At 63.4% G+C, this 14,952-nt stretch carries 9 protein-coding genes, 2 tRNA genes and 2 pseudogenes; 3 read left to right on the plus strand and 10 right to left on the minus strand.

Translation table 11 applies throughout. The annotated features are described in order from the left end of the window. Positions 1 to 119, minus strand: a pseudogene (locus VMJ11_RS02870) (23S rRNA (guanosine(2251)-2'-O)-methyltransferase RlmB); the annotation flags it as partial. A 204-nt stretch (positions 120 to 323) separates the two neighbouring features. Further along, on the minus strand, positions 324 to 2,789 hold the full coding sequence (gene rnr, locus VMJ11_RS02875) for a ribonuclease R (RefSeq protein WP_325616712.1): 2,466 nt from the start codon (positions 2,787 to 2,789) through the stop codon (positions 324 to 326). A gap of 387 nt (positions 2,790 to 3,176) precedes the next feature. On the opposite strand from rnr, the gene VMJ11_RS02880 reads away from it, so the two are divergent. Further along, a tRNA-Leu gene (locus VMJ11_RS02880) sits at positions 3,177 to 3,263 on the plus strand. A 174-nt stretch (positions 3,264 to 3,437) separates the two neighbouring features. Continuing rightward, a tRNA-Leu gene (locus VMJ11_RS02885) sits at positions 3,438 to 3,524 on the plus strand. A gap of 820 nt (positions 3,525 to 4,344) precedes the next feature. Here the strand turns inward: VMJ11_RS02885 and VMJ11_RS02895 are convergent. Continuing rightward, positions 4,345 to 5,745, minus strand: coding sequence for an MFS transporter (locus VMJ11_RS02895; RefSeq protein WP_325616714.1), 1,401 nt, complete (start codon positions 5,743 to 5,745; stop codon positions 4,345 to 4,347). A 663-nt stretch (positions 5,746 to 6,408) separates the two neighbouring features. On the opposite strand from VMJ11_RS02895, the gene VMJ11_RS02900 reads away from it, so the two are divergent. Beyond that, positions 6,409 to 7,470 (plus strand): helix-turn-helix domain-containing protein, encoded by a 1,062-nt coding sequence (locus VMJ11_RS02900; protein WP_325616716.1) that lies wholly within the window; start codon positions 6,409 to 6,411, stop codon positions 7,468 to 7,470. Between the two features lie 32 nt (positions 7,471 to 7,502). Here the strand turns inward: VMJ11_RS02900 and VMJ11_RS02905 are convergent, their stop codons facing one another. The 7 genes and pseudogenes from VMJ11_RS02905 to VMJ11_RS02935 all read right to left on the minus strand — a co-directional run bounded on the left by VMJ11_RS02905 (position 7,503) and on the right by VMJ11_RS02935 (position 14,930). Beyond that, a complete protein-coding gene (locus tag VMJ11_RS02905) occupies positions 7,503 to 8,333 on the minus strand; it encodes a hypothetical protein (RefSeq protein WP_325616718.1) in 831 nt (276 codons plus the stop codon). A gap of 115 nt (positions 8,334 to 8,448) precedes the next feature. Continuing rightward, positions 8,449 to 9,042, minus strand: a complete 594-nt coding sequence (locus VMJ11_RS02910; RefSeq protein WP_325616719.1) for a tetratricopeptide repeat protein — start codon at positions 9,040 to 9,042, stop codon at positions 8,449 to 8,451. Positions 9,043 to 9,597: 555 nt separating this feature from the next. After that, entirely contained in the window at positions 9,598 to 10,923 is a 1,326-nt protein-coding gene (oxlT, locus tag VMJ11_RS02915) for an oxalate/formate MFS antiporter (RefSeq protein ID WP_325616721.1), read from the minus strand. A 121-nt stretch (positions 10,924 to 11,044) separates the two neighbouring features. Further along, the gene (locus tag VMJ11_RS02920; protein WP_325616723.1) at positions 11,045 to 12,439 is read right to left on the minus strand and encodes an NAD(P)(+) transhydrogenase (Re/Si-specific) subunit beta; all 1,395 of its coding nucleotides are present in this window, start codon (positions 12,437 to 12,439) and stop codon (positions 11,045 to 11,047) included. Positions 12,440 to 12,448: 9 nt separating this feature from the next. Then, positions 12,449 to 14,023: pseudogene (locus VMJ11_RS02925) on the minus strand (Re/Si-specific NAD(P)(+) transhydrogenase subunit alpha). A gap of 200 nt (positions 14,024 to 14,223) precedes the next feature. After that, the gene (locus tag VMJ11_RS02930) at positions 14,224 to 14,478 is read right to left on the minus strand and encodes a hypothetical protein (protein WP_325616725.1); all 255 of its coding nucleotides are present in this window, start codon (positions 14,476 to 14,478) and stop codon (positions 14,224 to 14,226) included. 17 nt (positions 14,479 to 14,495) lie between these two features. Beyond that, positions 14,496 to 14,930, minus strand: a complete 435-nt coding sequence (locus VMJ11_RS02935) for a PAS domain-containing protein (RefSeq protein ID WP_325616726.1) — start codon at positions 14,928 to 14,930, stop codon at positions 14,496 to 14,498. Positions 14,931 to 14,952: the final 22 nt, after the last annotated feature.

The following is a 14,952-nucleotide window of genomic DNA, read 5'->3' on the forward strand; positions in this document are numbered from 1 at the left end:
TCCTGCATGCGGCGGTCGCGGCGCGTCGGATCGTAGTAGACATCCTCGACCGTGGACGCGTCGTGCCGCAAGCGTGCGGTCACCGCATGAAATCCGTAAAGAACCTTGAGACGTGACATGACTGAGACAACCCCTGATGAACGGTTTGCAGCGCATACCCTGCGCCGCTTGCAACGATGATGCTGCTGGCCGCGCTGCGGCCCGGCGCGTGCGAGGCAGGCCCGAAGCGCTCGCGCTCGCATGAGAAAAACCGGGCTCGCGCACGGCGGCGCGGCCCGGAAAGGAAACAGCTGCGGCGCGCCTCAGGCGCCCCGCATCGCGGCTCAGCGCTTCTTGCGTGCGGCCGGTTTCTTGGCCGTCGGCTTGGCGGGCGAGCGCTTCTTCGCGGTCTTGGCCGCACCGCGCGCCGCTCGCGCCTCCTTCACCGAGGCGCCCGGCGCGCTCGCGGCTCTCTTCTGGCGCGCGAGCTCGCCGCCCGGCAGCGCGCGCACGCGCGGAGCGCCTTCGGCGCCGCCCTTGTCGAGCAGCATCGGCCGGTTGCCGCCAGGCTTCACCGGCGTGTCGCGCACGAGGCGGAAGTCGATCTTGCGGGCGTCGAGATCCACGCGGCTCACCTGCACCCGCACACGATCCGAAAGCCGATAGCGAATGCCGGTGCGCTCGCCGCGCAACTCGTTCTTGATCTCGTCGTACTGGAAGTAATCGGAACCCAGCTCCGTCACGTGTACGAGGCCTTCGATGAAGAGCGCGTCGAGCTGCACGAAAATGCCGAACGACGTCACGCCGCTCACCATGCCGCCATACTCCTCGCCGAGCTTGTCGCGCATGAAGTAGCACTTGAGCCACGCTTCGACGTCGCGCGAGGCTTCGTCCGCGCGGCGCTCGTTCGCCGAGCAGTGCAGGCCCAGTTCTTCCCAGATCGCCGTGTTGTTCGCGCGGCCGCGCCGGCCGCCGCGCTTCTCCTCGTCCTCGGCCTGCAGTGCGCGGGCGCGCGGCGAGAGCGCGGTGTTGAGCTCGACACCTTCGGGCGCCTGTGGCTGATACTTCTTGCCCTGCAGGATCGCGTAGATCGCGCGATGCGTGAGCAGATCGGGATAACGGCGAATCGGGCTCGTGAAGTGCGCGTAGGCCTCGTACGCGAGCCCGAAATGCCCGATGTTGTCCGGACTGTAGACGGCCTGCTGCATCGAGCGCAGCAGCATGGTCTGCAGCATCTGCGCGTCGGGCCGGTCGCGGATGTGCGCCATCAACGCGGCGTAATCGCTCGCGTGCGGCGTGTCGCCGCCGCCGAGCGAGAGGCCCATGCCGCGCAGGAAGGTGCGCAGATTCTCGAGCTTCTCGGCGCTCGGACCGGCGTGCACGCGGTACAGGCCCGGGTGCTTGTGACGCTTCATGAAATCCGCCGCGCACACGTTCGCCGCGAGCATGCACTCCTCGATCAGCTTGTGCGCGTCGTTGCGCTGGCGCGGCACGATCTGCTCGATCTTGCCTTGCGCGTTGCAGACGATATACGTTTCGGTCGTGTCGAAGTCGATCGCGCCGCGCTTCTGGCGCGCAGCGAAAAGTGCCTTGTACACCCCATATAGGTTCTGCAGGTGCGGCAGCAGCGCGGCGCGGCGCATCGCTTCCGGCCCCTTGGTGTTGGTCAGGACCGCCGCGACCTCGGTATACGTGAGGCGCGCCGCCGAGTGCATGACACCCGGGTAGAACTGGTAGCCCTTGATCTCGCCGCGCGCGGTAATCACCATGTCGCACACGAGCACACACCGATCGACGTGCGGATTGAGCGAGCAGAGCCCGTTCGAGAGCTTCTCGGGCAGCATTGGAATCACGCGGCGCGGGAAATACACCGACGTGCTGCGCTCGATCGCGTCGATATCGAGGCCGGTGCCGGGCAGCACGTAATGCGAGACGTCGGCAATCGCGACGATCAGGCGAAAGCCCTCGCCGCGCCCGACCTGCATCGGCTCGCAATAAACGGCGTCGTCGAAGTCGCGCGCATCTTCGCCGTCGATGGTGACGAGCGGCACGTCGCGCAGGTCCACGCGGTAACGGATATCGGCGGGACGCACGGCGTCGGGCAGCTTCGCGGCCTCGTCGAGCGCCACCTTGCTGAATTCGTGCGGCACGCCGTACTTGCGCACGGCGATCTCGATCTCCATGCCGGGATCGTCGATGTCGCCGAGCACTTCCATCACGCGGCCGAGCGGCTGCGAATGGCGGCTGGGGAAATCGGTGAGTTCGACGACGACGACCTGCCCGACCTTGGCCTTCTTCGGATTCTGCGTGACAAGAATGTCATGGCCGATGCGCTTGTCCTCGGGGGCGACGATCAGCGCTCCGTTCTCGTTGAGCAGACGCCCGATCACGCTGCGGTTCGCGCGGTCGGTGACCTCGACGATGTGCCCTTCCGGACGCCCGCGGCGGTCATAGCCGACGATGCGCGCAAGCACGCGGTCGTTGTGCATGACCTTCTGCATTTCGCCTTGCGGCAGGAACAGATCGTCCTGCCCGTCGTCGCGCACGAGGAAACCGTAGCCGTCACGATGCCCCTGCACGCGTCCTGCGACGAAATTCGAGGGATGGGCGAGCTGGTAGTGGCCGCGCGAGTCGAGGCGGATCTGCCCGTCGCGCTCCATGGCGGCGAGCCGCCTGAAGAACCCTTCGCGCTCCTGGCGCTTGATGGCGAGCGCCTCGGCGATATCGTTCGCGGTGCAAGGCGAGTCGCTGGTCCGCAGCACACCGAGGATCTCTTCGCGGCTGGGAATCGGGTACGGATATTTGCTCAAGGGCTTGTCGATGGTTGTTCTCGTTGCGTGGACGTCGGATTTCACGCGGCCCCAATGTGCGATACATGCGGGCGGCGCCCCGGCCTTCGAGTGCTGCAACCCGCCGGCCCGCGCGAGGTCTGCTCGACCGCTCGCATTGCGAGCACAACGCGCATCTACCACGCACACTCGTCGGCGGAACTGCTGCGAGGCATTCTAACACCCGCGCCGCACCCTACGAGCCGCGGCAGAGGCGTTGCAGCGCGCCCTGGCGCGGGCGTCATGCGGCCAACGACGCAAGTGCCGCGCGCCTTGACGGCCTTTCACAAATAGCTTGACAGATGATTTCGGACCGCTATAATGGCGGTCTTTGCTGCACAACACATGTTGGACAGCAAACGACACCTTGCCCAGGTGGCGGAATTGGTAGACGCACCAGGTTCAGGTCCTGGCGGTGGCAACACTGTGGAGGTTCGAGTCCTCTCTTGGGCACCAGATTCGAAAGGCCGGCTTCATGCCGGCCTTTTTCGTTTTTGTCGCGCGGTGAGAACGACTTCCCGCGCTATCGGAGAGGCGCAGCAGTCATCTTCTCCGCGTGAAGATTTTTTGAAAAAAGCTGTTGACAGGGCCCCAAAAAGAAGCCATAATTTTCTTCTAGTTTGAAGACGTGCCCAGGTGGCGGAATTGGTAGACGCACCAGGTTCAGGTCCTGGCGGTGGCAACACTGTGGAGGTTCGAGTCCTCTCTTGGGCACCATGTGGAGTTTCATGAACTCCCATCAAAGTCTTCGAATTATTGAAAAAGCCCGCAAATGCGGGCTTTTTTGTTTTCTGAAGCCCGTCCGCTCCGTGCGTACTTCACCTCGAGTCCTTCCCGAAGTACGCGCACGCCTCTATTAGGCTCTAGCCATCCATCGTCAGTCACGCCACTTCGGCACGAAGTCTCGACAACTCCATCTTCTCCGGACTGGCCGGTTTTGTACCGCCTCCGCCGGGTTCGCCTTCCCGCTCAGCCTCGGCCCAGTTGGATGTCGACTGCGCCGGCATGCCAACCGTCGTCGGCCACTGCCGTAACGCTCGGGCCAATCTTAACCATCCAAACCGCTTCCGGCCTGAACACGCGCGTAATTGCACGCTCGACGGACAGTTGCAGGGTGCAAGCTATCTCGTCTTCAATACGCTTTCGAGCCTGCACACGTAGGGTCGGCGGACGTGCGCACCGGTGGCGACAACCGCCACGGTCTTAGGCTATGCCCCTGACGAATTTGCGGCCAACGAATGCACTTTCGTGGCCAAGACATATCCATGGACGATCGACGTCATGGATATGCCAATGAGGAACGAACGCATCGTCATTTCGCAGGCAGCGGCCCGAAGGCCGCTGCCTGCCCTGCCTGAAGCGCCACTGGACGAACTCGAGAAAGGGCCGATGACGCCCCGTGCAATGCAGGACTCAGCCCTCGGACGTTTAACCTTTAGCTGTCCAGCTTCGTGGAGCCAGTTCGAATGCGGGCCATTTTATTTTCTCGGCCAGGGCATGCCTTCGCGTGCACTACGTCGGCGCGAGAGGACGCCCGTCATGCCAGCCGGTTGTCAACCGCGCCCGTCAGGCGACCGGCACCGCCTTCTCGCTCGTCCCGCGGCGAACCGTGGTTCTCACGCTGGAGATCGTCGACGTCCTGCTGCTCGGCTGTCGATAGTTCGCTAGCGAGGAAACCCGTGCGGTTCAAGAGTGCGATCATGCAGACGAGCGAGACCAGCGCATACATTGCCGATGCAATGGCCACGCCCGTGATGCTCCCCGTGGAATTGAGCAGCCACTGAGCCAGTACCGGGGTGCCGCCGCCCACCACGAGCGAGCAGAGCTGGTACGAGAGCGACAAGCCGGTATAGCGAACCTTGGCGGGAAACACCCGTGCGAGGATGCCGCCCACCGCGCCATAAAACATCGAGTGCGGAATGGTCGCGAGACACATGCCGACCACGGCGATCCAGTAAGCCTTTGTCTCGATCGCGAAGAACATGGCCGGCATCAGGATGAATTCCGGCAGCACCATCAGGCAGACAGCCTTGCGCATGTCCATGCGCTGCACGAGCAGCGCGCCGAGCGGTTGCGTGATGAACTGCACGATCAGCGCAATCACAATGATGCTGAGAAATGTGCCCTGAGAATAGCCGAGTTCCTTCGTGGCCCACGAAAGCGCGAACGTGGTCTTGAAGTACGTGACATGAATCACAGGGAGCACACCCGCGGCCAACAGCACGATCACCCAGTGCTTGCGCAGCACTTCCGCGACAGGCAGCTTCACCGTCTTGTTCTGCCGGAGGATGCGCTTCATGTCCTCCGGCTCTTCGAGCTTCAGGCGAACCACCATGCCAACGATCACCAGGGTGGCCGAGAGCAGGAACGGGATGCGCCACCCCCACACGAGAAAGTCCGGCGTGGGCAATACGCTCAGCGCGAAAAACACCAGCGTCGCGAGCAGGTTGCCGGTCGGTGAGCCCTGCTGCGCGAACGCCGAATAGAGAATGCTCTTGTGCTTCGGTGCACTTTCGCTGGCGATCAGCACGGCACCGCCCCACTCTCCACCCACGGCGATGCCCTGGATTACCCGCAGCAGCACGAGGCCAATCGGGGCCCACGCACCGATCTGCGCGTAGCTGGGCATAAGACCGATACCCGTGGTAGCCACGCCCATCATTACGAGTGTGATCACGAGCGTGGTCTTGCGGCCGATACGGTCGCCGAGGTGCCCGAAGATGAGGCCACCAATCGGCCGGGCGACGAAACCCGCCCACAGCGTGAGAAACGACAGTAGCGTGGCGACCCCGGGATCGAGCGTGCCGGGAAAGAATACCTTGCCGAACACAAGCGCAGCGGCAAGGCCGTAGATGTAGAAGTCGTACCACTCGATCGTTGTACCGACAAAGGCGGCTATCGCAGCGCGCACAGGCTGGCCGTATTTCTGACTCGTCATGAGCGTCTCCATGTTCTGTTTTTCATGTCTTCCAGCGACGCCGGGTGTCGTCGCCACAGCGCCGTCCGTGTGAGGCACGACTGCTGCGCGTAATATTAGTAAGGATGTCGATAAATGACTAATACAGGATTTGTCATGATCGATAAATGGAAATTATTGACGACCAGCCTCGTGTGTTACGCGGAGTGATCCCGGAAAATCCGGCTTATTTGCATTCCGAATCAATTCTCGAGTAACAGAATGCCCTGTTTGTACGCACCGTGTTCCAGATTGCCATTTGCTTATTGGCGCCGACCACGCGTAATGGCCGTACCCAAAGGCCCCCATGGATCGCGCGGTAATCAGTTGGCGATTCGGGAACGGCATGCGATCTTTTCCGCGGCGGATAATCGGGCTGCTGCACCTCATACACTGCAGGAATTTGAAGCCCCCCCTGATCGGGCAGCAAGACTCGTCGGCTTCACGAGAAATTTAGGATCAGTCCGATAGGCACAAATTCGCGCCCTTCCTACGATGTCGTCACCAAACAACCTGCGGATGATCCTTCAGAAGCCAGCGTGCTTTCGCGCTTTGCTACGCTTTGCCTCGATCACGCGGCAACCTGGCCATCCTCAGCATGACGTCGGCGGCAGGTCTGGACGGATGGTTCGGTGACAGCTAGAAATGGACACCCAATCCGAGACGCTGACGTACCGGTTTTCCACGGCGCACGCGCGACCTGAAGAACGATTCGACGCATGGTGCGCGGACACTAGCGCATTGTTCGACATCCATTCGCTTGCCGACGTACGCGTCCCTTACGATTCCAGTTTCGACTTTACGCTGCTCGATCAGATGATGTTCGGCGGCCGCCAATGGACGAACCCATCGCATGCCGTCGTTCACGCCATGAGCCGATCGACGCGCAGGATTCGCTCGGACAGTCTTGACAATTACTACCTGCAAGTGCAGATCAGCGAGACGTTCAAGGGCTGTGCAGGGAAGACTGCCATCAACGTGGGCCCTGGCGGCCTGTGCCTCCTCGATCTGGCATCGCCTTTTGAGCTGCAGGTAACGACCGGCGACACGATCTGCATGGTCATTCCCCGCGAGCGCTTGCCGGCCAGCGCCGCTCACCTCCACGGCCGCTCGCTGGAGGGCGGGATGGGCAGCCTCCTGGCCGACTATCTCCGTTCGTTGCGCAAGAATCTTCCCGGGATGGCAGCAGATGAGGTGTCCTACGCGATTCAGGCGACCAGAAACATGTTGCAGGCCTGCCTGACGCCGACACCCGACACGAAGCAGCAAGCGTGTGTGGAGCTGGATGCCCTCGTCGTCAGCCGGATTGACGATCACATCGATCGGCACCTGCTGTCACCGGACCTGAATCCGGAGCGCATCTGCAAGGACATGGGAATCTCGCGTTCGAAGCTGTACCGCCTCTTCGAACCAACGGGCGGTGTGATGCGACTGATTCAGCGCAAGCGGTTGACGCTCGCACGCGAGGCTCTGCTTGATCCGGCTACGCGGCGTCGCAAGCGGATCTCCGAAGTCGCCTGGCGGCATGGCTTCGTTAGCGAAAAGCATTTTAGTCGGCGGTTCAAGGAAGAATTTGGCTGCACCCCGAGCGAGATTTCAACGCAAGGGATGCACGAAACGCCAGGCCAGGTAGCGCGTGCCGGATCGCGCGCTGCGACCCGTAGTTCAGACTTCGGCGAATGGATGCGCCAGTTTCTCTCGCCATAGCGCACCGCATTCGCCGTGACGACAGCGACGGGTTAGTTGACGCGCAACTGGCCGCCTCGGCCGAGACCGCCTTTCACGTCCTGCGCCTTGTAGTTGCGCAGCGCGACAACCATCTGGTTATAAGCGTCGATGAACGCGACCACGGTCGACTTGCCTTCCGGCGTCGCCGTGAAACCGCTCAGACCACCAGCCACGCCGCCGCCAAAGCCCGCCAACGCCGCGCCGAAGTTCGTTGCCGTCGAACTGCCTTCCGACGCCGCGATCTGCACTGCCGAGCGCACATCGAACAGCGTCAACGTCACCACCGACGCTTTCACCTGCAAGTGGGCCGCCGCCATCGAGACCGCGCTGTTGCCAATCAGTCCGCCAACGAGGTTGGCGATACCGCCAACCGGAGAATCGTTGACGACGATTTGCGGCTCCATATAGTAGTCGGCTGCGACACGCTGGCCCTTTTGCTGCTTGGAGCCGGCACGATACTCACCGGAGTTGCGCTGAAGGTCGGTGATCCGCGACAGGCGCGCGTCGGACTTCTGGTTACCGATCGACGTAATCACAAAGCAGTTGGATTGCTGGACCGCGAGGCGCAGCAGCGGCTCGATGCTCGTCACTTTGGTCGCGCTGCCAAACGGGCCCCACCAGTCGGCGTTGCGGCCGTCGTCGACCGCGATCGTGCCAAGCGGTGACGGACAGCGCTCGAGCGTCGAGTCTGCACCTGCGCTCGCTCCGCCGGCTGCCGCGCCCTTCACGCCCATGTTCTGGCCGCCTGATGTAACCATGCCGCCACAGCCGGCAAGAGAGGCAGCGAGGATCGCGGTCGTCGCATATGTGAAGGTGAGACGGCCGGAAAAGAAGGTCTTCATGTCGTTACTTTATGGATTGAGGGGAGTCGATGTCAGGCTTGCGTGTTCACGCAAACTCATTGGATCACCGCAACGGAATGGCTTCTCACGCTAGCTGAAAAGCCGTCGACACCTGTCAGTCCCAGACCCAGATCGTCTGTCGCCAGACACCGAGGTATGGAAAACCGGAATACCAGTTGCGGTAGTAGACGTCGCGCCATTGCGTGCGCCACTTGTATTCTTCCTGGTCGGATCGCTTCGCCGCCCGTGCTTGCTCGAGCAATTTCGCCGATTCCTGGTCACCGCGGCTCGCTGCGATGGAGAGCCACTTCTCGGCTTCCCGCGGGTCGGGTCCCATTTCATCGAGCCCGAGCAAGTAGAATTGGCCCAGCGCCTTCTGCGCCAGCAAGTTGCCGTGCTCGGCGGCCACACGCATCCAGACGAGCGCCTGGTAGCTGTCCTGCGTCACGCCATCGCCGCGGAAATAGCGCAGGCCGAGGTCGTACGCCGCTCTCGGCTCCGTCTTCGCAACCTCTTTCAGCGCGGTAATGCGCGGGGCTTCCCGTTCGCTCGCGCTGTCGCTTAATTCGTAGGAAACCTGATCTTTTGGACGGTACGAGCAACCCGTGTCGTCGCAGATGCGCACCATGGCGCCAGCAGACGGATCCTGGGCGCAGGCAGCCATAGCCATGGCCAGCAGAAGGCATGCTGGAAGTAAACGGTATGTCATGGTGACTTCTGAGCGAGACGAGCCGATGCGATTGCGCGTTGCATCCATCACGCACGCAGGGAGGTCGTCGCGCTCGACGACAGCGATTCACTTCAAGCGTCAGTCCGATAAAACGAACAGGCTGGAGGAGTGCAATACGCTGTTCGTGGCCAGATCAGCCTTGAATTCCGGGTCGAATACGAAACATGCTCGCTGCCGGAACGCAGACGCCGCGCACGCGGCATCAAACCCCGGCTCACGGATATTTCGTTCCTGATGTTCAGGCCACCCGCACATCCAGCCACATGGTTGCGTGCGCAACCAGAATAAATGCGACGTATGTTGTTGTCGACCCCGTCCCTTCGTGGACAAGAATCGTACCGACGACGCGCGGTTTTCGGGTGCCTGTGCGTCCCTATCGGGTGCCTGCCTGTTTCACGCAAGCTTCCTCTTAATTTCGAGATGGTCGGCCAATTTACGGCACTGAACTCGGTGCCCGTAAAGCTCAGCGCCCCCTTCACGCAAAGGAGCAGCACGGCGCGCGCGTCAAGACGCGGTGCCTTGTACGGACACCGGTCACTCATGCGAGCCCAGCGGCGAAGGCGCGAACGCCGAATCGGCGATGGTTGCCTGCGCAACCGACTGAAAGATCCAGCGCCGGCGCATCGGCTGAAGGACCACCTTCGCGCACACCCCCGCCATCATCGCCACGCAGGCGACCATGTCGAACACCATGCTCCAGCCACCGTGCTGCGCGAGCAGCGTGGCGACGGGCACCAGCATCGCCGCGGTCCCCTTCGCGGTATAAAGCGTGCCAGCGTTGCCGGCCGCGTAGCGTGCGCCGAACGTATCAGCGCAGGTTGCGGGAAAGTTCGAGAAGATATCGCCGTAAAACAGGAATACGAGCCCCGAAAAGAGCATGAAGAGATACGGGTCGTGTCCGAACGCGCGCAGGCCCAGTAGCGCGAGCCCCTCGCCCAGAAACGTCATGAACATCGTATTCTCGCGGCCAATGCGATCCGAAATGAACCCGCACAGCGGCCGCGTAAAGCCGTTGCAAAGATTGTTGATCGAGAGCGTCATTGTGAGCAGCGGCAGCGTCGCGGTCATGAGCGTGACCGGCATCGAGGCGAAGCCGTAGCTCTTCGCAATCGGGCCGATCTGCGCCGTCGCGATGATGCCGCCCGCCGCCACGCAAACGAACATCGCGTACATCACCCAGAATAGCGGCGCGCGGACCATCTGTTGTGTCGTGTAATCGATCTTCGTCGCGACGATGCGTTTCATCCCGGCTGCGTGAGCCGGCGGCTTCGGTCGCACCATCAGCAGCGCGAGCGCCATGATGCAGGCACCCTGCAGGAGTCCGAAGAAGACGAACGCACGTTCATAACCCGAGTGCTGGATCATGTTCGAGATCGGAATGACCGTGAGCGCCGCGCCCGCACCGAAGCCCGCCGCCGTCATCCCTGCCGCGAGGCCGCGCCGGTCGGGAAACCATTTGAGCGCCGTGCCGACGCAGGTTCCGTACACACAGCCCGCTCCGATCCCGGAGATCACGGCCGCGACGTAGAGCACCGGCAGCACCGGCGCCCATGCATTGAGCACCCAGCCGAGCGCCACGCAGCACGCCCCGCCCATCACGACCGGCCGCGGGCCGAAGCGGTCCACGAGCCAGCCTTCCACCGGCACGAGCCAGGTCTCCGTCACGATGAAAATCGAGAATGCAAGCTGGATAGCCGCCTGCCCCCACTGATGCCGCGCATCCATCGGCACCACGAAAAGCGTCCACGCGTACTGCAGGTTCGCAACGAGCCCCATGCAGAGGATGCCCGCCACGAGCTGTACCCAGCGATTGTGCCGCCGCGCCGTGTAGCCGCCTTCGATACGATCGGTATATGCCACGTTGTCTGTCTCCGTCCGTTGTGTAGGCCCGCGGGCCGCCTCGCTGCGCGAGCGCTTTTGCGTGCGCTTCCCGTGGTCCAGCCGGCGCCTGCGGAGAACCCGCCGCGCGTTGCTTCGAGCGTCAAGCGGCTTCGAGTTGCCGCAGCAACGCGTCGACACTGCCTTTCGCATCCCCAAACAGCATTCGTGTGTTGTCCTTATAGAAGAGCGGATTGTCAACGCCCGCATAACCCGTAGCCATGCTGCGCTTGGAGACCACCACCGTGCGCGCTTTCCACACCTCCAGCACCGGCATACCGGCAATCGGGCTGCCTGCGTCCTCCTGCGCGCCCGGATTCACGATATCGTTGGCGCCTATCACGAGCACGACGTCCGTGCTGTTGAAGTCGTCGTTGATTTCGTCCATCTCGAGCACGATGTCGTACGGCACCTTCGCCTCCGCGAGCAACACGTTCATGTGCCCCGGCAAGCGCCCCGCCACAGGGTGAATGCCAAATCGCACACGCACGCCGAGCGCGCGCAGCCGCCGCGTGATCTCGCTGATGGTGCCCTGCGCCTGCGCGACCGCCATGCCATAGCCCGGCACGATCACGACCTCGGCCGCATCGCGCAGCAGCGACCCCACCTCGTCCACCGTGGTCGCCACCACCTCGCCTTGTGGCGCGGCGCTTGCCGTGGCGCTCGCCGCACCGAAGCCGCCGAGGATCACCGAAATAAAGCTGCGATTCATCGCGCGGCACATGATGTAGCTGAGAATCGCGCCGCTCGAGCCGACCAGCGCGCCCGTGGTGACAAGCAGATCGTTGTCCAGCATGAAGCCCGTCGCCGCGGCTGCCCAGCCCGAATAGCTATTGAGCATCGAGACCACCACGGGCATGTCGGCGCCGCCGATCGCCATCACGAGATGCACGCCGAGCGCCGCCGCGAGTACGCACATCACGATCAGCGCATAGAGCGAATCGGCTGCGTCAGGCGCGCTCACGAAGCGATAGCCGAGCACGATGCACGCGCCGAGCATCACCGCGTTGAGCCCATGCCGCGCGGGCAGCACGAGCGGCTTGCCGCTCACCGTGCCTTGCAGTTTGAGGAACGCCACGATCGAACCGCTGAACGTGAGCGTGCCGATGAACGCGCCGACATAGATCTCCGTTTCGTGGATCGCACGCTCGACGCCGCTTGCCGCCGCTGCCGGCGAGAGAAAGTTGGCAAGCGCGATCAGCGTGGCCGCGAGACCGACGAAGCTGTGCAGCACTGCTACGAGTTGCGGCATCTGCGTCATCTCCACGCGGCGCGCGAGCATCGCACCCAGGCCTCCGCCGACCAGCGCGGCGAGAAGCGCGATCTGCAGCCCCGCGCCGCCCGTGACGAGTAGTGTCGCGAGCACGGCGATCACCATGCCGGTCACACCATAGAGATTGCCGCGCCGCGCACTCGCGGGATGACTCAGCCCCCGCAGGCTGAGGATGAAGAGCGTTGCCGCGCCGAGCCACGCCATGTTGCCGATTCCGTTGAGCATGACGTCTCCTCAGGCCCGTTGGAACATCTTCAGCATGCGCTGGGTGACGAGAAAGCCGCCCGCGATGTTGACGGTCGCGACGACCAGCGCGATGGCCGCCAGCACGGTCACGATCGCACTCGCATTGCCCGGATGCAGCAACGCTCCGATCACGATGATCCCGCTGATCGCATTCGTCACGCTCATGAGCGGCGTGTGCAGGGCGGGCGTAACGTTCCATACCACCTGATAACCTACGAATACGGCCAGCACGAACACGGTGAAGTGCTCGACGAACGAAGGCGGCGCGACGGCGCCGAGCGCGAGCAGCAGCAACGCCGCGATGACCAGCGCCGCAAACGACCATGCGCCGTGGCGACGGGCGGCTTGTGCACTGCCCTCGGATGCAGCTTTCGCGCTGTCATTCGCTTAGTCAATTGCGGCCGGGGGCTTCGTCTGCGCAGTGGCCGAAACCTGCACCGCTGGCGGCGGCCAGCACAGGCTGCCGCGCTGCATGACCGTCGTGCCGCGCTGCACGATGTCATCCATGTCGAGCGTCAACTCGCCGTCTTTCGCGGGCGTGAGATCGGTCAGCAGATGGCGCACGTTGGTCGCGTAGAGCTGGCTCGCCTGGTTCGCCATGCGGCTCGGCAGATCGGTGTAGCCGATCACGGTGACGCCGCTCTCGTTCACCACCTCGCCCGCGCGCGTGAGTTCGCAGTTGCCGCCCTGCTCGGCCGCCATGTCGACGATCACGCTGCCTGGGCGCATGCACGCCACCGTCTTCGCATCGATCAGGCGCGGCGCAGGCCTGCCCGGAATCAACGCGGTCGTGATGATGATGTCGACCTCGCGCGCCTGCGCCTCGAAGAGCGCCGTCTCCGCTTCGATGAACTTCGCGCTCATCACCTTCGCGTAGCCGTCCGTCCCGCCGCCTTCTTCTTCGATATCGATGCTCAGGAATTCCGCGCCCATGCTCTGGACCTGCTGGCCGACTTCGGGGCGTGTATCGAACGCGCGCACGATCGCGCCCAGCCCGCGCGCCGCGCCAATGGCCGCGAGCCCCGCCACGCCCGCGCCGATCACGAGCACTTTGGCGGGCGGCATCTTGCCGGCCGCCGTGATTTGCCCCGTGAAAAGGCGGCCGAAATGCTGCGCGGCTTCGATCACCGCGCGATAGCCCGCCATATTCGCCATCGAACTCAACGCATCGAGTTTTTGCGCGCGCGAGATACGTGGCACGCAGTCCATTGCGAGCACCGTGGCCTCACGCGCCGCCAGCTGTTCGAGCAGCTGCGCATGTTGCGCGGGCCAGACGAAACCGATCAGCGTCGCACCCGGCTTGAGCCGCTGGACCTCTTCGTTCGTGGGCGGCCGGACTTTGACGACGATATCGGCCCCGCCCCACAGCGCAACAGCATCGTCGACGATTTGCGCGCCTGCCGCGCGATAAGCCTCGTCCGGCCAGGACGCGCTCGCGCCTGCCGCGGTCTCGACCTCCACCGCATAACCCAGTTTGATTAGTTGTGCGACGCTTTCTGGCGTCGCCGCTACCCGACGCTCGCCTGCATGTGTCTCGCGAGGAACCGCAATCGTCATCGACATGAGGCGCCTCCGTGTGTGAAAACGGCTCTCGATGCGGCGAGTAGATACGGAATCGGCGGCGCGCCAATGCACCTGGCGCGCCGTAAGCGTGGCCACGACTTCATGAAACGTCTCCTGTGTCGGCCAGATCGCGCGCTTCGGCGCCTTACCCGGCCCCATGATCGAATTTTGCGTGTGCCGCGGCTCGATGAGGGCGCGCGCTACGAAGCGCCCTGACTGGGCGAATTGCCGCTCTTGAGAAAGGCGATCGCCGCTTCGCGCGCGCCGGCTATGGCTGCGGCCTCGCTCGCAAATACGGTCTCGTCGACCACCCGTTGATGCGGGAATACCGAGGCCGGGTCGTCGGCTTCGCCCTCGATCGCGTGTATGGCCGCAAAAGCCGCCCAGCCGCCGTTGTGTATCAGTTGACGAGCCGAGAGTTCGACCTCGTAATGACCGAGTCTTTCAGTAGGCATCGAAGGGCTCCCGGCACTCAGGATTGTTGGGCCTGCGCTTCTAGCTCCGTGATGCGCTTCTTCAGCGCGCGCTCCTCCTGAAAGCGCGCCGTCTCGTCGCGGATCACGGCGACGATGCCGTTGAGTTCGCCCTGCGCCGAGCGCAGCAACGCGACGGTGAACGCGATGGAGAGCGACCGGCCGCCCTTGTCCACGGCCGGCACGCGCAGCACGTCATTGCCATAGCGCGTCTGGCCGGTGGCCATCGTCTTGTGGTAGCCCTCCCAGTGGCGAGCGCGCAGCCGCTCGGGAATGATCAGATCGAGCGTCTTGCCGAGCGCCTCGTCCTGCGTGTAGCCGAACATGCGCGTTGCCGCCGGATTCCAGTATGTGATGTCGCCAGCCGCGTCCGAAATGACGACGGCGTCTCCGATGGCCTCAACGAGCTGTTCGAAATCGATGGCGGATTGCATGACGATGTCTATGTGGAGTGAG

The organism is Paraburkholderia sp. (genome assembly GCF_035501035.1).
Classification (GTDB): domain Bacteria; phylum Pseudomonadota; class Gammaproteobacteria; order Burkholderiales; family Burkholderiaceae; genus Paraburkholderia.

Bases quoted from the DNA above. Each gene is read 5' to 3' on its own strand.
- VMJ11_RS02930 (WP_325616725.1), bottom strand. From the start codon at position 14,478: ATGCCTACTGAAAGACTCGGTCATTACGAGGTCGAACTCTCGGCTCGT.
- VMJ11_RS02910 (WP_325616719.1), bottom strand. From the start codon at position 9,042: ATGACATACCGTTTACTTCCAGCATGCCTTCTGCTGGCCATGGCTATG.
- VMJ11_RS02920 (WP_325616723.1), bottom strand. From the start codon at position 12,439: ATGCTCAACGGAATCGGCAACATGGCGTGGCTCGGCGCGGCAACGCTC.
- VMJ11_RS02895 (WP_325616714.1), bottom strand. From the start codon at position 5,745: ATGACGAGTCAGAAATACGGCCAGCCTGTGCGCGCTGCGATAGCCGCC.
- VMJ11_RS02935 (WP_325616726.1), bottom strand. From the start codon at position 14,930: ATGCAATCCGCCATCGATTTCGAACAGCTCGTTGAGGCCATCGGAGAC.
- VMJ11_RS02900 (WP_325616716.1), top strand. From the start codon at position 6,409: ATGGACACCCAATCCGAGACGCTGACGTACCGGTTTTCCACGGCGCAC.
- VMJ11_RS02905 (WP_325616718.1), bottom strand. From the start codon at position 8,333: ATGAAGACCTTCTTTTCCGGCCGTCTCACCTTCACATATGCGACGACC.